Raw genomic sequence first — 19,373 nt, 5'->3', positions numbered from 1 at the left:
CTTCGGCGGCGCCCTTCCCTTTGACCGCATTGCCCCACCACGCCGGGGCCATGCCCGACTTGACCTGACAGGCTCCCATTGCCCCCAAACGCTCCTGCCCGCATCGCCTTGCATCCCCGACACCGCCCGATAACGGCGGCTGACAAGAAAGGCTGCTGCTTGTGAATTCCGCCTATCTGCTGCGCCGTATCGGCTATGGTCTTCTGCTGATGCTGGGCGTGATCGTCCTGAACTTCCTGCTGATCCGTCTGGCCCCCGGCGATCCCGCCGTCGTCATCGCCGGAGAGATGGGCGGCGCCACCGAAGAGATGCTGGCTTCCATCCGCGAGGAATACGGGCTGAACAAGCCGGTTCTGACGCAGCTGTGGATCTATGTGTCCGGCATGGCGCGCTTCGACATGGGAGAAAGCTTTTTCTTCAACCTGCCGGTCAGTCAGTTGATCGCACAGCGCATCGGGCCGACCATTCTGTTGGTGCTGTCAGCGCAGCTTCTGTCCATCGTGATCGGCGTCTTTCTGGGCGTGATCGCGGCGCGCAATCCGCGCGGCCCGCTCTCTGCCTTCGTGTCGATCTTTGCCACGATCGGCTACGCGGTGCCCGTGTTCTGGACCGGGATCATACTGATCATCCTCTTTGCCTCTGCCTTTCCGATCTTTCCGGTCGAGGGGATGCAATCGATCAGGCTGCGCGACGCGCCGCTTTTCACCCGCGTTCTGGACATCGCCCATCACCTTGTCCTGCCCGCCTTTACCCTGGCGATCATCTACCTTGCCCAATACGCGCGGCTGACCCGCGCCTCCATGCTGGACGCGATGTCTGCCGACTATATCCGCACCGCCCGCGCCAAGGGCATTGGCGAACGGAAAATCCTGTTCTCCCACGCGCTGCGCAATGCGCTTTTGCCGATCCTGACAGTGGCCGGTCTGCAATTCGGCAACCTGATTTCCGGCGCCCTGCTGGTGGAAACGGTGTTCAACTGGCCCGGCATGGGGCGGCTGGCTTTCGATTCCATTTTGCGGCGTGATTACCCGACCATTCTGGGCGTGCTGTTCTTCGCATCGCTGATGGTGGTCATCGCCAATATCCTGACCGATTTCAGTTACCGCCTCGCGGACCCGCGCCTGAAGGATGAGACATGACAATCGAGCCCGACCCCTATGCCGCGCTGAACGATCCGGTCGATATGAGCCAGATCACCATCCGCTCTCCCGGGCGGGAGGCGTGGGACATGTTCCGTTCGAACATCCCCGCAATGGCCGGTCTGATCATATTGCTCACCATCCTCGGGGTCACGCTTTACGGCAGCTTCATCTATACCGGCGATGCCTATGACATCGTCTGGGCCCCGCATGAGCCGCCCGGCGTGACACCGGAATTCCCGCTTGGCACCGATTATCTGGGCCGCGACCTCGTCGCCGGGCTTCTGACCGGGGGCGGCCCCACTTTGGCGGTGGGCGCGGCGGCCGCGGCGATCACAATGGTGATCGGGCTTCTGGTTGGCGCGCTTGCCGGCTATTTCGGAGGCTGGATTGACAACCTTCTGATGCGCGTGACCGAGTTCTTTCAGGTGCTTCCCGCCCTGCTTTTCGCAATGGTTCTGGTCACATTGTTCACCCCGTCGCTTTTCGTGATCGCCTTGGCGATTGGTGTGGTCAGCTGGCCGCAAACCGCCCGCCTGACCCGCGCGGAGTTCCTCAAGATCCGCGAGCTTGAATATGTCACCGCCTCGCGCGCGATCGGCACCCGCAACTGGCGCATCATGTGGCGCGTGATCCTGCCCAATGCCGCGCCGCCCCTGATCGTATCGGCCACGCTGACGGTCGGCGTCGCGATCCTGTTCGAGGCGGGCCTGTCCTTTCTGGGCCTTGGCGATCCGAACGTGATGAGCTGGGGGCTGATGATCGGTGCGAACCGGGAATATATTCTGGACGCTTGGTGGCCCGTGACCCTGCCTGGGCTTGCGATCTTCTTCACCGTCTTGTCGGTCTCGCTGATCGGGGACGGGCTGAACGACGCGTTCAATCCCAAGCTGCGCAAGCGCTGAACCCAGCGCCGCCGCTAGAACTGCGCCGCGCCCCAGACCAGCGCCACATAGGTCAACTGGTGCAGCAATTGATCCGCGCCGAACGCGCGCCAATAGCTGGCATCATCGGGCGTGTCGCCGGCGCGTGCCGACCAAAGCCCCTTGCCGAAATCGATGTGATAATGCAGCGCCCAGTCCAACGACGCGACAGCGCAAAGCAGGATGAACGGTAGCCCCACCAGCAAACAGGCCAAAGCGCTGCCTGCGGCATGGATCAGGCAATGCAGCGCCCGGCCACGGTGAATATACAACCTGCGATCCGCCAGCATCCTTGGCGTTTGCAGGTAAAAATCGGCAACCATGTGTTTGGTTTGAAGAAGCGCCATCAAAACGAGCGCAGTGTTTATATCCAATATGCCGCTCCTCTCGGCTCTCAAGCGGGGAGTCTGAAAAACGAAATGAATTGATCCATGCAGGGGGCCTGCTAGGCTTTGAGTATTAGGAGTCAGTCTGGCCGGAGCCGTTTGTCCAGACAAGGGGAATTCAAAGCAAAGAGGAACCAAGGATCGAACGGTCCCTGTTCAGTTTCATTTGGAAATATTCCAAACGCGATCAGCTTGTTTTGCTGCTGGTCACGCTGTTGCTGTTCCCGCTGCTCTACCTGACGCTGGAATTGCCCAAGCGCATTATCAACGACGCGATCGGCGAAGACCCGTCAAGCGAGACGGTGGTGTTTCCTGTCGACATCCTTGGCGTGCCGTTGGGACAGGTCCAGTATCTGTGGCTTCTTTGCGGTATCTTTCTGCTGGCGGTGATGGGCTATGGCCTGCTGAAAATGCGGATCAACACCATGAAGGGTGTTCTGGCAGAACGTCTGCTTCGCCGCTTCCGGTACAGCCTGATCGCGCGGATGCTGCGCTTTCCCCAACCTTATTTCGAACGCACCAGCCAAGGCGAACTGGTCTCCATGATCACTGCCGAAAGCGAACCCATGGGCGGGTTGATGGGGGATGCGCTGGCACAGCCGGTGTTGCAGGCCGGGCAGATGCTGACGATCCTCGGCTTTCTCTTTGCGCAGTCCTTTGCCTTTGGCGTGGCGGCCTGCGCGCTGATCCCGCTGCAAGCCTGGCTGATCCCGCGCCTGCAACGACAGATCAACCGGCTCAACCGCAAGCGCGTGATCGAAGTGCGCGCCCTTGCCGGAGAGATCGGCGAAGGCGCGACCGGGGCCGGGACGTTGCGGGTCAATGCAGGCTGGCGCTACCGTTTGGCGATGATCACGGACCGGCTTGGACGGCTGTTCGACATCCGGTTCGAAATCTACCGCCGCAAGTTCTTCATGAAGTTTCTCAACAACTTCATCACCCAGCTTACGCCGTTTTTCTTCTACAGCATCGGTGGCTATCTGGTGATCCGGGGCGATGTGTCGATCGGTGCGCTGGTGGCGGCGATTGCGGCCTACAAGGATCTTTCCGCCCCGTGGAAAGAGCTGCTGACCTTCTACAACCAGACCTCTGAGATGACCGTGCGCTGGGAGACGATCAACGAACGCTTTGCCCCGCCCGGCATGATCGATGACGCACTGATGACCCAGATGCCCGAAACGATCCCGCCCCTGACCGGCGATATCCGGCTGAACCGGGTAAGCGTGCGGGACGAAGACGGCAACCGCGTGTTGGAAAACCTTGACGTGACTCTGCCCGGCGGCGCGCTGATCGGCATCGCCGCGCCGCGCGATGAAGACCGCCGCGCCCTGTCCGAATTGCTGACCCGCGAGATGCTGCCTTCTGCGGGCACGGTGCGGGTGGGCGAACATGATCTTGCCGCGCTGCACCAGATCACCATCGCCGCGCGGATCGGCCATGCCAATGCGCGGCCCGTGATGTTTCAGGGCAGTTTTGGCGACAACGTGTTCATGCCCGTCCGCTTCAAACCCGCCAACATCGATGGCGCGCCCGACGGCGCTGCGCACCGCGAAGCCCTGCGCGCGGGCAACAGTCTTGATCCGCTGCCCGGTGTCTGGACCGCCGCGTGGTCCGGCCCTGCCCCTGCCGACGAACGGCGCCTGCGCAACACGTGGTGCCGGCTGATCGAACGGATCGGCGGATCGGGCGCGATGCTGCGCCGCGCGCTGGACCAGACGCTGGACTCGGAAACCCACGAGGCGTTGGCGGCGCTTCTGATCGACCTGCGGCCCACGGCGGAACGTTTGTTGCGCCGCAAGGGGCTGGACCAATATGTGCATCGGTTCGACCCCGACCGGTACTGCCCCGCCCTGCCCGTGGTGCAGAACCTGCTTTTCGCCACGCCGCGCCAGCCGCTGCCGGTCGATATGCTGTCCGAGCGCCCCGAATATGTCGATCTGTTCCGCGAACTGGGGCTGGTCGACGACCTGGAGGAACTGGCGCAGGCGATCATGGAAGAGTTGCGGCAGATTTTCGGGACGACCGGCACCGACCACCCGCTGTTCCAGAAAACGGGGCTGGAGCCCGTCTTGTATGAGCGTGCCCTGCGCGCGGTGGATGACATGCGGCACGGCAAAGCCCGCAACCCCGAAGCCCGCGCGCTGCTGCTTAGCGTGGCGTCCTCTCTGACGGCCGAACAGGTTGGCCCTGCCTTCCCTGATCGCATCCGCCGCCGGGTTCTGGACATTCGCAGCCGCCACGGTGACGCCCTGCGATCCCGGATGAGCGATCTTTTCGCCCCCATCGAACTGGCGGCGCCCCTGCGCGGCGGCACCGTGCTGGAGAACGTGATCTTCGGCAAAGTGTCCGAAGATGCCGGGCCGCGCGGCGAGGATATCCATCAGGCCATTGCCGAATTGCTGCGCCAGAACGAGATCGCGACAGACGTGCTGCAACTGGTATTCGAAGTGCCCATTTCGATCGGGGGCAGCAATCTGCCCGCCACGTTCTCTGAACCCCTTGCTGTCAGCCGCGCCGCGATCAAACGGCCCGATATCCTAGTGCTCGACTCGCCCATGGCCAGCTTCGATTCCGCCACACGGGTTGCGATGATCGACACGCTGCGCCGCGAGCTGCCGGATGCGACGATCCTGCACGTGGCCAAGGAATTGGAAGCCAATATCGACTACGGCATGGAGCTTCAGATCGAACAAGGGCGTCTGGTGGGTGATGGCACACAGCAACAGACGCGAGTGGACGCCGCCGAAACCGCAACACTTGGGGAAAAGGTCAGTGTCCTCGAAGCCTCGAAGCTGTTTTCCGGGCTGGATCGCAAGCAACTGCGTCTTCTGGCGTTTGGTGCCAGATGGTATCGCGCCCCGGCAGGCCAATACGTGTTCCACAAGAACGACGCCCCCGACAGCGGCGCGTTCATGATGGTCGAAGGTGAGGCCGATCTGCTGCTGCCACGGGCCGAGGGCGCGCCGTCGCTGATCGACACGGTCGGTCCCGGCACGCTGGTGGGCGAGCTTGGCCTGATCCGCAACGAGACCCGCGCGCTGGACATGCGCGCCCGGACCGACATCTTATGCCTGCGTTTGGGCGTGGCGGAGTTCATGGCCGTCGTGGAAAACGACGCGGCGACCGCGTTCAAGCTGCTGGAAGTGGTCGCGGGCTATGTCAGAACGTGATCCTGCCCGCCGCCTTGGTCAGTCCCATCCCTGTCAGTCGTTGTCCCGAAACACCCGCAAAGCCTGACGGATATCTGCCAGCGTGAACGGCTTTGTCAGAACCGGCAGAGGCGGATATTCGGCCAGCAAATCCTCGTCCCCGCCGTAACCGGTCGCGAGGGCCGCAGGTATCCCGTCATTCCAGATCTGCTCGGCCACGGCCAAGGACGTTTCGCCGCCAAGGTTGATATCCAGCAAGGCAAAGGTGATCTCGCCGCTATCGAGCGCCTCGAACGCCGCATCGACGGAATTGCAGGTGCGCACGCTGGTCGCCCCGGCGGCGCGCAGCAGGTGGTCCGACTCCATGGAGATGACCAAGTTGTCCTCAAGGTTCAACGCCACGCCATCGATCTGGATGACAGGGCGCAGGCCGCTTGTGTCCTGGCCAGCCCCGCTCCGATCCCGCGGGGTTTGCACATCGCGCGTGCGCCGGACATGCTCTGGCGGCAGTCGGAACCGCGCGATGATGCCGCCTGCTTCGAACATCAACTCGGACGTGCCGCGCAACTCATGCCGCACCGCGCCCTCGATCACTTGGCAGCCGAAACCGCGTTTGATCGGATAAGCCACCGATGGCCCGCCTGCCTCGGTCCAGATGATTTCGCCAAAGCCATCCTCGGCCATGCTCGTGCTGATCGTGACGCTTCCACTTGGGCGGCTAAGCGCACCGAATTTCACCGCATTGCTGCGCAACTCATGCAGGACGAGGGACATGACCGCGTAGGCGCTTGGCGAGAGTTTGAAATCTTGGCCGATCACCTCGGTCGTGTCAGCCGCACTTCCGGGGACTGCTATCACCGCCCGGTCCAGCATTTCCTGAGCCCCAAGCCAAGCCCAGCCCTTTTCGGTAAGATCGTTATAGGCCTGCACCAGCGCCTGAATCCGGTTTTCCAGCACCTGCGCGTAACGCTCCACCGTGCAGGCAGAGCGTTTGGTCTGCGTCACGAGACCTTGGATCAAAGACAGGTTGTTGCGGACACGGTGGTTCAACTCCGCGATCAGCAGCCCCTGTCTTTCCTGCGCCAGTTTGCCGGAAACGCCGGTGGCTTCGATCGCCTTCATCCGGGCGCCCGTCAACGCCGCCTGAAGGCCCCGCGCCGCTTCGATTTCCCACGGGCGCCATGCGCTTGCGACTTGCTCCGCCCCGCTGTGAGAGCGCGTCAAGATCACCATGGCGCGCGCCGCAGTCCCGATCGGGATCGCCAGAAGCGACGTCCGGTCAGAGCGCATGATCTTGGAACGAAGGCCGATATCGCCCAGCGTATCGGCGATGACGATTTCGTCTTCATCCACCGTCGAAAGCCGCTCGAACGCAGCTTCGAAATCGACTTTGGGCAATGCGCTGCCCGTACCCAGATATGCGCCATCCGCCCAGATGGCGAGACCGTCATGCGGCAGCGCTGCCTTGATATCAGCAACCGATGCAAGAACGGCCGGGCCAAGCGCCTTTGTCTCGTCCATCTGCTCCAGCAACTGCTTGCGAACAGTGCGCAGCCGGGTACGCAGTTCTGTACCGCCGACCTGGCCGGATCGTTCGATCTCCATCCCCAGAAGAAAGGCGAAAGCGGACAGGTCAGAGCGTTGATTGACCGGCGGGGCGTGTGGATGGATGTGATGGCACAGGATCACACCCCAAAGTTCCCCGCGCACACGGATCGGCACAGAGGTCGCCGCCGCGACGCCGCCGCGCTGCAAGGCTTCGCACAGATGCGGACCCGACGCCGCCGAGCTAAGCGCCCGCGCATCGAAGGGCTTGAGCGCATCCGGCACGCTTTGCGTCACGACCGACCGCGCGGAATGCTGCGCCGCGTCGGCCAGAACATGCAGGTTGGGGCTGAATTGAACACCATAGGCGCGCAGGACCGCCTCATCCGGTTCCGTCTGAAGCGGGGCAGAGGCGACGCAGGCCAACGCTGGGCCGAACCCAAGCGGCAAAATGCGGTGAACGCTGACGCGATCGAAACCGGTCAGGGCGCGGATCGTCCGGGCAGCTTCCTGAAGCACTTCGGGCAGCGCCCCGCGCGCCGCAATACGCAGGAACAATCGCTGCAACTGTATGGCATCGCGTGCCGGTTCGAACGCCTCTGCGGCAGGCTCGAACTCCACCGCCAACCGACCGCCGCTCAACGTCACTGTCGCATCCATACGCTCCGACCGGCCCAGAAGCGTACAGTTTCGCAGGTAGAGAACCGGCATGTCGATCGTCAACACCTGCACCTGCGAGCGCAGGTCATGCATACTGTCGGAATCCAGAAGATCGGAAAAATCCTGCCCAAGCAGCGATTCAGGTTCTGCCTTGATGGTGTCGAACGTGTTGTCGGAAACGCCCAGAACGGTCCAGTCGGAAGACAGCACAAAAACTGTCGCATAGGACTGGGAAGACGCCCCGAAGATCTGACGGGACGACGTATCGTCAAACAGATCGCGCCGATGCGCAGTTGCTTCCGAACACATCACAAGACCTCACAAGCCATTTTGGCCCAAACAGGGGGTTTTCTACCGGCCACAGTGTCACGTGCAACCGGCTCCCCCCGCATCTTCTGTCATGTGTTCATTAATGCCATCGCGTTTATTAACGATCTGTTAATTATGCACCCGCTAGTGCCCGAAATATGCCTCTGCAAGACGTGGATCATCGGTCAATTCGGCCGGTGTTCCACTGGCAACAATGCGGCCCGTTTCAAGGACATGCACCTGCTCGGCCAATGTCAGCGCAAAGTTGGCATTCTGTTCCGTGATGACGACGGTCAGCCCGAACTCCGCTTGCAATCGCCGCAGGACATCTGCGATTTCCAGACAGACCTTCGGCGCAAGGCCAATCGTCGGCTCATCCACCAAGAGCAGCCGTGGCGAGGTCATCAATGCGCGCCCAAGGCTGACCATCTGCCGCTCGCCCCCCGACTGGGTCGAAGTCTCCTGCCCCTCACGTTCTTCCAGCCGTGGGAACAGGGTGTGGATCATGTCCAGATTGCGCGCGATGTCGTCGCGGGCGGTATACGCGCCGACCAACAGGTTGTCGCGCACGCTCATGTAAGGAAAAAGGTTGAACCGTTCGGGCGCATAACCGACGCCGCGCCGGACGATTTCTCCGGGTTTGCAGCCACTGATCGACGCGGACTCCAGCCGGATGTCACCTTGGGTCTTGGTCAGCCCCATCACCGAATCCAGCAGCGTCGACTTGCCCGCACCATTGGCCCCGATCACGCCGATGATCGACCCTTCCTCAACTTGCAACGACACATCGTAAAGCGCCTGCGCCTTACCGTAAAACGCCGAAAGCTGGTCGATCTCAAGCAGGGCCATGGGCGGTCTGCCTCCTGTTTGCTTCGCGAACACTCATCGCGGAAATTCCGCATCTGCGCGGCGCCCACATCGGATCACGTTCCAAGATAAGAGGCGCGCACCGCCGCATCGTTCATGACTTCATCATAAGGGCCATCCGCGATGAGCGTGCCGTGATTGATGGCCACCGCCCGGTCGATCAGCGGCTCCAACGCCTTCAGATCATGGCTCACGATCAAGAAGGTCATGCCATCTGCCCGCATTTGCTGAACCAACCCGGAGATCATCGCGATCTCGCCCACGGTCAGGCCGGCAAAGACCTCGTCCAGCAACATCATGCGTGGCCCCGTCGCCATGGTCCGGGCCATTTCCAACTTGCGCAAATCGCCCATCGACAATTCTGATGGCAACTTCTCCAACTGGTCCTTGGTAAAGCCGACGGACAGCGCCAATTCCAATTCGCGGTCCGGGTCCGGTCCCTGCGCGATCATCGACCAGATATTGTCGGGCATCAGGCCGACGCGGATGTTTTCCGCCACCGACATTTCCGCAAAGGGGCGCGGCACCTGATAGGTTCGGCTGACGCCCGCACGGATGCGGCGCGCGGTGGCAAGCGGCGTCAGTTCCAGCCCATCCAGCGCAATCTGACCGGAATCCTGACGCACCTCGCCCATGATCTGACTGAAGATCGTGGTCTTGCCCGCACCATTCGGCCCGATCAGCCCGACGGAACTGCCCGGTGTGATCTCAAGCGAGAAATCATTGGTCGCGGTCAACCCGCCAAAGCGTTTGATCAGATTTCGGATCGACAGATGTGCGCTCATGCCGCCCCCTTCCGAACGCGCCGTACGGCTTGCCCCATCAGGTAAATCAGCCCCTTCGGCTGGTACATGTACAGCACCAGCGCGACGCCGCCATAGATCAGATAACGTTCCGCCCCCGGCAGCCATGGCCGCAGATATTCCAGCAGAAAAGTCAGGAAGAACGCGCCCAGAATAGGCCCGATCGTCGTCCCCGCCCCGCCGATCAGGGCGGCCACAATGATGGTAAAGACGAAGTTGATGTCGAAAAGCGCGCGCGGTGCGATGGAGCCAAGGTAATGGACGTAGACCGCCCCTCCCAGCCCGGCGGTGAAGGCGGATGCGGTGAACGCCACCAGCTTCAGCCGCGTGACCGACAGGCCGGACCCGGCGACGGCCTCTTCATTCATCCCGATTGCCGAAAGCGCCGTCCCAAGCCGCGTCTTCATCAGCAGCCATGTGGTAAACGCGATGGACAGCATCAGCGCGGTCGACATGTAAAACCCGTTCACCGCCCCGCGCGTCAGCGTCGGCAGGCCGGACATACCGCGTGTACCGCCCGTCAGATCGGGGCGGATCACTTGCACAAGCTGATACATCAGCTCCATCATCGCCAGCGTGACCAAGGCGAAATAGCTGCCCTTGATACGCAAGGCAGGCAGCAACACGATCAGGCCCCCGACCATGGTCATCAACACCGCGAGCGGGATGGAAATTTCAACCGGAACGTCGAAGCGCTTGGTTAGAATGGCCGTGGTGTAGGCGCCGATTCCGATCAGGAAGGGATGGCCAAAACTGACATAGCCAGTACGGCCCGAAAGCGTGTCCCAAGAGATCGCGAAGATCGCGAGGAAGTTCGCAAAGATGATGGTGCGCAGCGTGCCGCGCGGGACGATTTCCGGCAGCAGGAACATTCCCGCCGCGAAGGCAGCCCACAGGGCGAAATGATACCAACGCAGGCCCACTCAGATTTCCTCCCGCCCGAACAGGCCCTTGGGCCGCAGTACCAGAATTCCGATGATCAGGATCATCGTGAAGACCCCGCGCAGCTCAGGCGCGATAAAGGCCGATGTCATGACTTCGAGAAAGCCGACGATATGCGCGACGATCAGCGTGCCGATGATGGAGCCGATCCCGCCGACGATCACCACAGCGACCGCGATGATCAGCGGGGCCACCCACATCCCCGGATAAAGCTGCGTGTATGAGGCAAAGAAGACACCTGCCACAGCGCCAAGCGTGCCGGAAATGGCCCATGTAATCATGTTGATCCGGTCCGCATCCACGCCCGAGATCGCCGCGCCCTTGGCATCCATCGACACCGCCTGCATGGCACGGCCCGTATGGGTCGTCTTCACGAACCACCACAGGGCCAACAGAATGACCCAACTCGCGACCGCAGCGAAGAGGTTCGAATAAGGGATCGCCGCGCCTGCGACGCGCTCCACCCCCGGAATGATAGGCAGCAGGATTTTGGAGCTGTCCCCGAACACCAGTATCACCGCCGATTGCAGCACGACGGCAAGGATCAGTGTGGCAATCTCAATCGCGACCTGATCGCCCTTCAGCGGCTTGACGATCAGCCGATATTTCACCAGCCCAATGACGCAGCCCAATATCCCCGCCAGCAGAACCCCGGCGAATTTTGGCAGACCAAGGCTTTGGGCAAAGTAGAAATACGCATATCCGCCGATCAGCAGATAGGCCCCATAGGCAAGGTTCAGCACCCGCCCGACAGAGAAAACGAGCGTGAAGCCAACCGCGATCAGCGCATATAGGCCGCTGAGCAAGAGGCCCTGTATCAGGACTTGGAGCATGTGAAAGGTGCCTGTCTGCAGGGTAGGCTGAAGCCTACCCTACGTTGTGATCCGTCACTTCACCCAGCTGGGCAAAACGAACTCTGAATTGGCATATTCGAAGGGATAGACCACGCCGACCGTGCCGTCTTCCTGCCACTGGATAACCACCATGGAGGGTTGCGCAAAATCATAGGGCGCTTCCAGATCGAACAGGGCGTTATGCGGATAGGTCCGGTTGGTCACCGGCTCTACCGTGTCGTAATCCCAAAAGCCGTAGCGCAGCCAGAGCTTGCCATCTTTTTCCAGCTTGAGATCCTGCTTGAGCATGGCCGACGACCACGCCGCCACGTCCTTGAACCCGCCAGCCTCTTCCGCCGCAGCCATGGCCTGCTTGAGACCGTAATAGGCATTGAAGCCGTTGAAATGGGGCATTTTCGGCCGCGAGTCATACTTGGCCTGATAGTCGTCCACGAATTTCTGGCTCACCGGGTCCAGCGCGAAGCCGACCGATGGCACCGGCGACAGGGTTGAAATCCCGCCCCCCGCGCCACCGGTGTCTTCCCAATATTCCAGCCCCAAAGCAGAGACATTGACCCCGGTCATCGCCATCGGCACCTGAAGCTTCACATATTGCGAAGAGATGACCTGACTGTTGACCGAACTCACCTGATAAATGAAATCCGCGCCCGTGCTTTCCGCCTTCGAGAAGATCGGCGCGAAATCGACCGTCCCGATGTCATAGGTGATAACCTCCTTCACCTCGATCCCCGCGACCGGGGCCAGACCTTCGGTCACAAGACCCGTGATCGCCTCACCAAAAGCGGTGTCTTCGGCCAGCACCACAACGCTTTCGAAACCCATCTTGGCCTTCAGCACATCCGCACCGAAATTGATGTAGAGCGTGGCAAGCGCCTCGTCGCTGGCGATGTTCATGAAATACGGCGCCATGCCTTCCGGATCTTCGACCACCATATCGATGATCCCGATATACGAGGTCCAGGTATCCAGCGTCGGTATCTGGTATTCCTGCATACGCGGCAGCCAACCAAGGCTCACATCGTCGATTGACCCGGAGATGACGAAATCGACTTCCTCCGTTTCGGCCAGATATTCATAGGCTTTGACGCCTTCGGTCACGTCTTCTTGCGTGTCCGCGGTCACAAGCACGATCTGCTCGCCCATCACACCGCCGGCTGCGTTCAACTCTTCGATCGCCATTTCCGCGCCGCGCAAGGTCGACAGCCCGGTGTCGGACGACAGCGAGCCGATGAAGCCCACCTTGATTTCCGCTGACGCAGCAGAGGCAACCCCCACCAGCGCAGTGCTCAGCAGCAATTTGCGTAAGGTCATTCCAATCTCTCCCGTTGTTGATCCCGGCCCGTTGGGGGCTGGTCGTCGCGTCCGTTTCCCGGATCGTATACTGTATACATTCGAGGAGAGACCCGAGTGAGTCAATGAAAATGGCCGTTTCAATCGGGGAAAGGCGGCAGCTGCCACTGCGAAGTGCAACGCGCGCGCATTGGTTTGGGTCAGACGCGGGCGTCGACCGGTTGGCAGCAATTGGCTTCGAACAGGAACAGCTGGCGCGGGTCGGTCACGTTGGGCACGTTGTCCAGCCACCATTTCGCGGCGGCCTCATTGTGCAGGCTAAGCAATCCCACAACGTCGCGCGCGCTGACCAGATAGCCGCGCTTGCGTTCGGTTTTGCCACGAAGAAGCGAGAACACCTGCCCCAGAACCGTTCCCGGCCCTTTCACGGCAGACACGGCGGGCATCGACACGGGGGCGTCTTCAAGACAAGGCACCCGCAATCCGACCCAAGCCTGCCGGACCCATTCGGGTGCCTCGCCCTGCGGCGTGCTGACGATTTTGACGACAAGCGACATGGCCATTCCTCCGATAAAGGAACTATGCCCGGTTTTCCCGCGCCTGCCAAATCCGGAAAGAGCATGTCACCCACCCTTTCGCAGCTTTGCTTTGCTTTACTTGCGCGGCGGCGGCGCGATGGTTTTCAACGCCGCGTCTGCATCCTTGCGCGTGACATCATGGCCCGCGTCACTCAGACAGGCGGCAACCTTCGTCGCATCGGGGCGCTCAGGGCGCTGACCGGGTTCGGGGCGCGGCCCAAGGCAGGATCTCAGGGCGCTTTCAGACACATGAAGGGCGGCGGCGGCCTTGGCGAAATCCGGCTCTGGTGGGCGCTGTTGCGCCAGTGTTGCACCTGAAACCAACGACAAACCGCCCATCAGGATAAGAGCGGCATAAGTGGTAAACCGTGTCATGGTACTTCCATTATTCTGTAAGGATCATTCCGTAAGGACTGCAGGGGGACATCCGCAACAAGGCAACTGGATTGCAAGCTCCGTGAGTGGCGAATTCTGCTGCTCGAGGGGGCCGGTCAGAATTCTAAGCTGGCAATGCAAAAACGCTCCAGGTCTTGCAGCGAATGTCCCGTCCTGCTGACTGCCCGGTCCAGAGGCAATCACAGCGTTTAACGCGGCCGCAGCGATATCCGTCGCAAAAAAAATTGTTTGAAGCAGAAATTTTCTGAACACACAGGCATGCGCGGTTCGCAACGCATCGCACTGGTCAGAAATCAATCTTCCCATCCGCGTCATGGATGATGGCGTCGACATCGATTTCGACCATCATCCCCGGTTGGGTCAGCCCGGCCTGAACCCCGGTCAGAACCGGATCAATGCCCTTGAACGCTTCGCCATGCGCGCGAATAAACGCGCCTGCCTGGGACAGGTCCGTCAGATAGGCCCGCACCCGCATGACGTGACGCATATCAGCCCCGACCTCGCGCAAGGCGGTGTGGATACGGTTCAGCGTATATACCGTTTGCGCATAGGTATCGCCCGGCGCATGCAGCTTGCCCGATGGTTCAATCGCCGTGGTTCCCGCGACATAGACAAACGGCCCAACCCGTTTGGCCCGCGCATAGGACCCGGCCTCTTCAAAGCGGCCGCCTGCAAAATGTTTGACGATCATGGCGCAAGTCTCCCTCGGATTGCCTCGGCCGCGCGATGTAGCGCCGCGCGTTCTTCATCTGACAAACGCAGCTCTTCAACCTCGATCAGCCCGCCTGCGCCAAGATGCGCCGGAACCCCAAGCACCACACCATGAATGCCATATTCGCCATCCAGCATGACGGAAACCGGCACGGCTCCCACGCGTGCGCCGCGCAGATGGTCCATCACCTCGATGCTTGCATGGGCCGGCGCAATCGTCGCAGACCCGCGTTTCTTCAACGCCACGACCTGACCGCCGCCGGTCACCGCATCCGACACGCAGCCCGCGATCTGATCGCGGGTCAGGAAACGCTCCAACCGGCGGCCCTTGATCCGCGCGAGCGATGTGATCGGGGCCATTTCTTCGCCGTGGCTGCCCAGCGTGATCGCCTGCACGTCGGCGGGAAAAACGCCTGCGGCATGTGCCAGAGCGTTGCGAAAGCGCGACGAATCCAGCGTGCCCGCCATGCCAAGAACCTGTTCGCGGGCAAAGCCCGTGGCGCGCAGCATTTCTACGGTCATTTCGTCAAGCGGATTGGTTACGACGATGACCACCGCCTGCGGCGCGGCGGTTCGGATCACCTCTGCCGCCGATTGGATCACGCGGGTGTTCACGCCGATCAGGTCCGCACGGGTCATGCCGGGTGCGCGCGCGCGACCAGCGGTGACCACGATCACCTCTGCCCCCGCAACACGGCTCAGGTCTTCGCCGCCCGTGCAGCGCGCACGCACGCCGGTGATGCCGGACGCATGATTCAGATCCAGTGCCGTCGCCGCCGCAAGGCCCGGTGCGATGTCGATCAGCGCGATTTCATCCGCCATATCCGCCATTGCCGCCAGATGCGCGACCGCCCCGCCGACACCGCCAGCACCGACCAGCGCAATCTTGGAGAACCGCCGCGCCTTGGCCCGCGTGGTCGCAGCGGGGGCCACCCAGCGCGCACCACGCCGATACAGCGCGCGCCGTAGCGCCGCGTTCCCATCCGTGCGCAGCGCCGCGGGTTTCTCAAGCGGCCCGTCCACCAGCCGGATACCAATCCGTGCCGCGGTTTCGCGCGCCATTTCCGTCACGATGTCGCCGGGCAGCAACTCGAACACGACGCGGCCCCGTTGCCGCGCGTCTTCGATCAGTTCCGTGCCGACGACCCGCCCCATTACTCTGCCCGCCCGTCCACGGCCTCGATCGCGGCGGTCGCCGCATCAATGGCAGTCTTGACCGAATTTTCCGACCCGCTGATGAACAGCCGTCCGAACCGCCCCACGGCACGAATTTCGACCATGTCGATCTCAGCGGCCTTCTCGGCCTCGTTCGCGGCAATCGAGATATAGGCCGCAGGCGCGCATTCGATAACGCCCAATGTCTGCCCCGGCACCAGCAAAGAGCCCTTGCGCCACTTGTTGAGCAACTGCGCCTGATAGGGTTCGACGCTGGTGATGATCTGGGTCGAGGTGATCGACGGCTTCAACCGGTCCCCCAGGCTGGCGCCAAGCTCCGCCAGGATCGCCTCGCGCGCCATGGTCACTTCCGCGTTGGATGGCGAGCGCAGGATGAAAAAGCCGAACTCGCGCTCCACCATCTGGGTTGTCGCCTCCACCGCCGATGCTTTCAGCGCCCGGTCGATCAGCCCAAAGACCCCATTCCCGGGGGCGAGTTCGCCGATAAGGACCGTATCGCCGGACAGCGGGATCGACCCTTGAACCGTCGCGCCGTTATAGGCCGCGAATTTCGGCTGGAGATTGTCAATCTGCATAAGCGCACGGATGGTAATATCTGACATGACGGGTCCTCACCTTGGGGGCCGGGGACGGTGGGCGGGGCGCCTTGGCCGCAAGGCCAACAGCGCCGTTCCACCGGCCTCAGGCACCATATTCCTCGTAGATGTCGCGCCATGGCCGGTTGCCATAGGCGACACGTTTGATGTTGATCAGATGCAGCGCAGTGACATTGTCGGATGTGATCGAACCCGACCACGTGCCTGTCCCCAGCATGAAGGACGGCTCCAGGTCGGTCGCATAGCCCGCCCCGCCGTGAATGGCCGGCACATTCACCAGCACCCGGCCCGTCGGCACCCGCGCGAAATCGGCCACCACTTGCGGATCATGCGCATGAATGACCGCGGAATGCCCCCAGCCTTCGAACGTCGCGATCCCATGCGCCAACGCGATGCCATGAGCACTGTCGCGCGCCTCGTAGAAGGCCAGCACAGGGTTCAGCTTTTCCGCAGATAGGGGCCGATGCCAGCCGATCTCTGTTTCTTCCGCGATCAGGCACTTGGTGCGTGGCGGCAAGGAAAAACCCGCAAGCTCTGCCAGAACTTCCGGCGCTTGGCCGACACGCTCCGGGTTCATCGCCTGGCTGCCGGTGAATATCACCTTTGCAAGCCGGTCCGCTTCCGGCGCGGTGCAGAAATAGCCCCCCTTCAGCTTAAGCTCCGCACGAAGTTCACGCGCGATCTCGGGGTCGGCGATCACCGCCTGTTCTGACACACACGCCGTGCCCCAATCGAAACTCTTGGAGGCGATGATCATCTCCGCCACCTCGTCCAGTTCCTGCGCCATCGACCGATGCACATAGCACGGCACATTTCCCGCACCGACCGCCAGCGTCGGCTTGCCCGAGGAATAGGCGGCACGCACCATGCCCGGCCCGCCTGTGGCCATCACGACCGAGGTCCGCCGATGCTTCATCAACTCTGCCGTACCCTGGACCGTGACATGATCGAGGCACTGGATCAGCCCTTTTGGCGCGCCCATCTGCTCGGCAACACGGGCCATGATCCGCACGACCTCATTGCCCGTCTTCACCCCGCGCGGATGCGGGGCGCAGACAATGGCATTGCCTGCCTTGACCGCCGACAGCACCTTGAAGATCACTGTAGAAGACGGGTTCGTGACGGGGATCAACGCCGCAACAACGCCCATCGGTTCGCCAAAGGCGGCGATCTTGGTGGCATCGTCGCGCCACAGCATTCCCAGCGTCGTCACATCGCGCAGCCATTCCGCGGTGCCGCGCGCATTCATCAGGTCCTTGACCCGCTTGTCCTGCGCATTGCCATAGCCGGTCTCCTCGACCGCCATGCGGCCGAGCCGGGCGGCTTCGGGTTCGATCGCCTCGGCCATGGCCTGAACGATGGCGTCGATTTGCGCCGGGTCCGTTCCCAGAAACTGGCGATAGGCCTCAAACGCGGTCTCGGCGCAGCGCCGTGCAGCGGCGATGGATTTCAGATCTGCATCCATGTCACCGCTCCCCCATCGCGATGGCGTCCATGACGGACCGCGCTTCGCTCATGTCAGACACCCGCACCCCAATCGTATCCAGCCGCCGCCCTGACGATGCCACATCCGCGCCCAGCACGGCGCCCGCCAGTGTCATCATCGCGCGGGTAACCGGCAGGTCGATCTGCGCAAGCTCTGCCGCCGATGCCAGCGGCACGAGAGAGCCGACAACCCCGTCGCGCAGCAGCGATTTGGCCTCTGCCGCCGGCGGAACGGGCCGGAATCCCGCGCCTTTGAGCGCCCCGGCATGGGCGGTGATCCACGCATCCGTATCGGGCAGACCACGCACCCCGAAGGCCGCCGCGACGGCGCGCCGTTCATCGGCCATGCGCTCTGTCAGATCGCGCTGCTCTGGCCCGATCAGGCGGGCGAAGGTGTCATTCTCGGCCAGTGGCTGCGCGCCCATCGGCACGTCAATCGCGCCCGAGCGAAGCGCAGGCCCACCCATCAGCAACGCCGGAAACTCGACAAGGGCGGAGCCGTCTGCAAAGCCGGACGCCAGCACAGAGTCCACCTGCGACAGGTTCGGCAAGTAGCGCGCGAGCCCGGTCAGAACCGCCTCGCGCCCGCGCGGCAGCACCGATGCGGCCACCGGAGCGCATTCCGACAGGGTCAGAACCGTCCCTTCCGCCGCGATCCAATATGGCGCGCCCTGCGCTTCGACGATGGTGACATCGGCCCGGCAGCCGCCAATTCGCAGCAGCCATGCGGTTTCCAACGCGCCAAGGCTGCGCCCCGGAGCCAGAACCAACACCTGCCCGTCGGCGAGATGATCCGCCAACACCATGGCGTAGGTACGCTGCTTGTGAACCGGGCCGGTCAGGAAGATCACCTCGGCCTCGCGCACGGCGGAATCCAGTTCTGCCGTCAGCCGGATCGCGGGGGCGTCAGAGCGGTCTACCTGATAGGTGCCGACCGGACCCGCCCCACGCAGCGTAATGCCTGACCCGGCACGCAGCGCCTCCAACTCGGCCCCATAGGCCGAAAACAGCGCGACCTGTGCGCCCGCGCTCAGACACAGCGCCGCGAAAAGCCGCGCATCCGTGCCCCCACCCAAAACCGCAACACGTGTGTATTCTGGCGCGGCCACGACGGATGGTGCACCCGAAGGGCGCGCCGCCGCATCGGCAAATTCAGCAAAGGGATTGCTCATCCGGGCCCCCTCCCAATCTCTTGCGGTGGTACAGGCGGCGACAAGAACTTCGCGTTATTCTTGCGCAGGGCCGAAAACCGGCCCCCTTGCCTGCCTCAGCTTGCGAGCCCTTCGATCAAAAGCTCCAGCTCGTCATGCGGGCGGGCGATCACATGCACGGAGACGACCTCACCGACCTTGTTCGCCGCGGTCGCCCCGGCATCGGTCGCGGCCTTCACGGCGCCAACCTCGCCCCGAACCAGCGTGGCCACCAGCCCGCCACCTGCCTTGTACTGCGTCACGATCGTCACGCTGGCCGCCTTGACCATCGCATCGGCGGCTTCAATCGACGCGACCAGTCCGCGCGTTTCGATCATCCCGAGGGCCGCCTGCCCTGCTGCCGGTTTCGCCAT

General features: G+C 62.4%; 18 protein-coding genes. 3 read left to right on the top strand and 15 right to left on the bottom strand.

Translation table 11 applies throughout. The features are described from left to right. The first annotated feature begins 161 nt into the window (after positions 1-161). Both E4Z66_RS09015 and E4Z66_RS09010 read left to right on the top strand, forming a co-directional pair. The gene (locus E4Z66_RS09015) at positions 162-1,139 is read left to right on the top strand and encodes an ABC transporter permease (protein ID WP_246035942.1); all 978 of its coding nucleotides are present in this window, start codon (positions 162-164) and stop codon (positions 1,137-1,139) included. Next, a complete protein-coding gene (locus E4Z66_RS09010; RefSeq protein WP_342773444.1) occupies positions 1,136-2,044 on the top strand; it encodes an ABC transporter permease in 909 nt (302 codons plus the stop codon). Before E4Z66_RS09015 ends, E4Z66_RS09010 begins: the two co-directional genes overlap by 4 nt. Before the next feature lie 14 nt (positions 2,045-2,058). On the opposite strand, the gene E4Z66_RS09005 is transcribed toward E4Z66_RS09010, so the two are convergent. Further along, positions 2,059-2,409, bottom strand: coding sequence for a DUF3307 domain-containing protein (locus E4Z66_RS09005; protein ID WP_246035940.1), 351 nt, complete (start codon positions 2,407-2,409; stop codon positions 2,059-2,061). A 236-nt stretch (positions 2,410-2,645) separates the two neighbouring features. Here E4Z66_RS09005 and E4Z66_RS09000 point away from each other — a divergent pair, with 236 nt between their 5' ends. Next, positions 2,646-5,618, top strand: a complete 2,973-nt coding sequence (locus E4Z66_RS09000) for an ABC transporter transmembrane domain-containing protein (protein WP_246035938.1) — start codon at positions 2,646-2,648, stop codon at positions 5,616-5,618. Positions 5,619-5,651: 33 nt separating this feature from the next. Here E4Z66_RS09000 and E4Z66_RS08995 read toward each other — a convergent pair whose 3' ends face one another. From E4Z66_RS08995 to E4Z66_RS08930, 14 genes are all read right to left on the bottom strand, one after another. Further along, positions 5,652-8,111, bottom strand: coding sequence for an HWE histidine kinase domain-containing protein (locus E4Z66_RS08995; protein ID WP_136462664.1), 2,460 nt, complete (start codon positions 8,109-8,111; stop codon positions 5,652-5,654). A gap of 144 nt (positions 8,112-8,255) precedes the next feature. Beyond that, on the bottom strand, positions 8,256-8,960 hold the full coding sequence (locus E4Z66_RS08990; protein WP_136462663.1) for an ABC transporter ATP-binding protein: 705 nt from the start codon (positions 8,958-8,960) through the stop codon (positions 8,256-8,258). Between the two features lie 74 nt (positions 8,961-9,034). Then, positions 9,035-9,763, bottom strand: coding sequence for an ABC transporter ATP-binding protein (locus E4Z66_RS08985; protein WP_168797763.1), 729 nt, complete (start codon positions 9,761-9,763; stop codon positions 9,035-9,037). Then, positions 9,760-10,704 (bottom strand): branched-chain amino acid ABC transporter permease, encoded by a 945-nt coding sequence (locus tag E4Z66_RS08980; RefSeq protein ID WP_136462661.1) that lies wholly within the window; start codon positions 10,702-10,704, stop codon positions 9,760-9,762. Before E4Z66_RS08980 ends, E4Z66_RS08985 begins: the two co-directional genes overlap by 4 nt. Beyond that, the gene (locus E4Z66_RS08975; protein WP_136462660.1) at positions 10,705-11,556 is read right to left on the bottom strand and encodes a branched-chain amino acid ABC transporter permease; all 852 of its coding nucleotides are present in this window, start codon (positions 11,554-11,556) and stop codon (positions 10,705-10,707) included. 54 nt (positions 11,557-11,610) lie between these two features. Continuing rightward, the gene (locus tag E4Z66_RS08970; protein WP_168797762.1) at positions 11,611-12,888 is read right to left on the bottom strand and encodes an ABC transporter substrate-binding protein; all 1,278 of its coding nucleotides are present in this window, start codon (positions 12,886-12,888) and stop codon (positions 11,611-11,613) included. Positions 12,889-13,067: 179 nt separating this feature from the next. Further along, positions 13,068-13,424, bottom strand: a complete 357-nt coding sequence (locus E4Z66_RS08965; RefSeq protein WP_136462658.1) for a hypothetical protein — start codon at positions 13,422-13,424, stop codon at positions 13,068-13,070. Positions 13,425-13,520: 96 nt separating this feature from the next. Further along, positions 13,521-13,820: a hypothetical protein gene (locus tag E4Z66_RS08960; RefSeq protein ID WP_136462657.1), complete on the bottom strand. Its 300-nt coding sequence runs from the start codon at positions 13,818-13,820 to the stop codon at positions 13,521-13,523. Positions 13,821-14,127: 307 nt separating this feature from the next. Continuing rightward, positions 14,128-14,532 carry a Rid family hydrolase gene (locus tag E4Z66_RS08955; RefSeq protein WP_136462656.1) on the bottom strand — a complete coding sequence of 135 codons (405 nt, stop codon included), beginning with the start codon at positions 14,530-14,532 and terminating at the stop codon, positions 14,128-14,130. Further along, positions 14,529-15,707 (bottom strand): malate dehydrogenase, encoded by a 1,179-nt coding sequence (locus tag E4Z66_RS08950; protein WP_136462655.1) that lies wholly within the window; start codon positions 15,705-15,707, stop codon positions 14,529-14,531. Before E4Z66_RS08950 ends, E4Z66_RS08955 begins: the two co-directional genes overlap by 4 nt. Then, complete coding sequence (locus E4Z66_RS08945; RefSeq protein ID WP_136462654.1) at positions 15,707-16,330, bottom strand: BMC domain-containing protein; 624 nt, start codon at positions 16,328-16,330, stop codon at positions 15,707-15,709. The genes E4Z66_RS08950 and E4Z66_RS08945 overlap by 1 nt, the downstream gene beginning before the upstream one ends. Before the next feature lie 79 nt (positions 16,331-16,409). After that, on the bottom strand, positions 16,410-17,789 hold the full coding sequence (locus tag E4Z66_RS08940) for an aldehyde dehydrogenase family protein (RefSeq protein ID WP_136462653.1): 1,380 nt from the start codon (positions 17,787-17,789) through the stop codon (positions 16,410-16,412). 1 nt (position 17,790) lies between these two features. Next, on the bottom strand, positions 17,791-18,981 hold the full coding sequence (locus tag E4Z66_RS08935) for a hypothetical protein (protein ID WP_136462652.1): 1,191 nt from the start codon (positions 18,979-18,981) through the stop codon (positions 17,791-17,793). A 95-nt stretch (positions 18,982-19,076) separates the two neighbouring features. After that, on the bottom strand, positions 19,077-19,373 hold the full coding sequence (locus tag E4Z66_RS08930; RefSeq protein WP_136462651.1) for a BMC domain-containing protein: 297 nt from the start codon (positions 19,371-19,373) through the stop codon (positions 19,077-19,079).

It is taken from the genome of Aliishimia ponticola, assembly GCF_004803475.1.
In the GTDB taxonomy this organism is placed as follows: Bacteria; Pseudomonadota; Alphaproteobacteria; order Rhodobacterales; family Rhodobacteraceae; genus Aliishimia; species Aliishimia ponticola.
Note: the sequence above shows the minus strand (reverse complement) of the source record. Positions and strands in the feature narration are given on the sequence as shown.

Excerpts from the sequence above, each read along its gene's own strand:
- E4Z66_RS08940 (WP_136462653.1), bottom strand. The coding sequence starts at position 17,789 with ATGGATGCAGATCTGAAATCCATCGCCGCTGCACGGCGCTGCGCCGAG.
- E4Z66_RS08955 (WP_136462656.1), bottom strand. The coding sequence starts at position 14,532 with ATGATCGTCAAACATTTTGCAGGCGGCCGCTTTGAAGAGGCCGGGTCC.
- E4Z66_RS08965 (WP_136462658.1), bottom strand. The coding sequence starts at position 13,424 with ATGTCGCTTGTCGTCAAAATCGTCAGCACGCCGCAGGGCGAGGCACCC.
- E4Z66_RS08975 (WP_136462660.1), bottom strand. The coding sequence starts at position 11,556 with ATGCTCCAAGTCCTGATACAGGGCCTCTTGCTCAGCGGCCTATATGCG.
- E4Z66_RS08960 (WP_136462657.1), bottom strand. The coding sequence starts at position 13,820 with ATGACACGGTTTACCACTTATGCCGCTCTTATCCTGATGGGCGGTTTG.
- E4Z66_RS09010 (WP_342773444.1), top strand. The coding sequence starts at position 1,136 with ATGACAATCGAGCCCGACCCCTATGCCGCGCTGAACGATCCGGTCGAT.
- E4Z66_RS08970 (WP_168797762.1), bottom strand. The coding sequence starts at position 12,888 with ATGACCTTACGCAAATTGCTGCTGAGCACTGCGCTGGTGGGGGTTGCC.
- E4Z66_RS08935 (WP_136462652.1), bottom strand. The coding sequence starts at position 18,981 with ATGAGCAATCCCTTTGCTGAATTTGCCGATGCGGCGGCGCGCCCTTCG.
- E4Z66_RS08945 (WP_136462654.1), bottom strand. The coding sequence starts at position 16,330 with ATGTCAGATATTACCATCCGTGCGCTTATGCAGATTGACAATCTCCAG.
- E4Z66_RS08985 (WP_168797763.1), bottom strand. The coding sequence starts at position 9,763 with ATGAGCGCACATCTGTCGATCCGAAATCTGATCAAACGCTTTGGCGGG.
- E4Z66_RS08950 (WP_136462655.1), bottom strand. The coding sequence starts at position 15,707 with ATGGGGCGGGTCGTCGGCACGGAACTGATCGAAGACGCGCGGCAACGG.
- E4Z66_RS09005 (WP_246035940.1), bottom strand. The coding sequence starts at position 2,409 with ATGGCGCTTCTTCAAACCAAACACATGGTTGCCGATTTTTACCTGCAA.
- E4Z66_RS08995 (WP_136462664.1), bottom strand. The coding sequence starts at position 8,111 with ATGTGTTCGGAAGCAACTGCGCATCGGCGCGATCTGTTTGACGATACG.
- E4Z66_RS08990 (WP_136462663.1), bottom strand. The coding sequence starts at position 8,960 with ATGGCCCTGCTTGAGATCGACCAGCTTTCGGCGTTTTACGGTAAGGCG.
- E4Z66_RS08930 (WP_136462651.1), bottom strand. The coding sequence starts at position 19,373 with ATGGCGAAACCGGCAGCAGGGCAGGCGGCCCTCGGGATGATCGAAACG.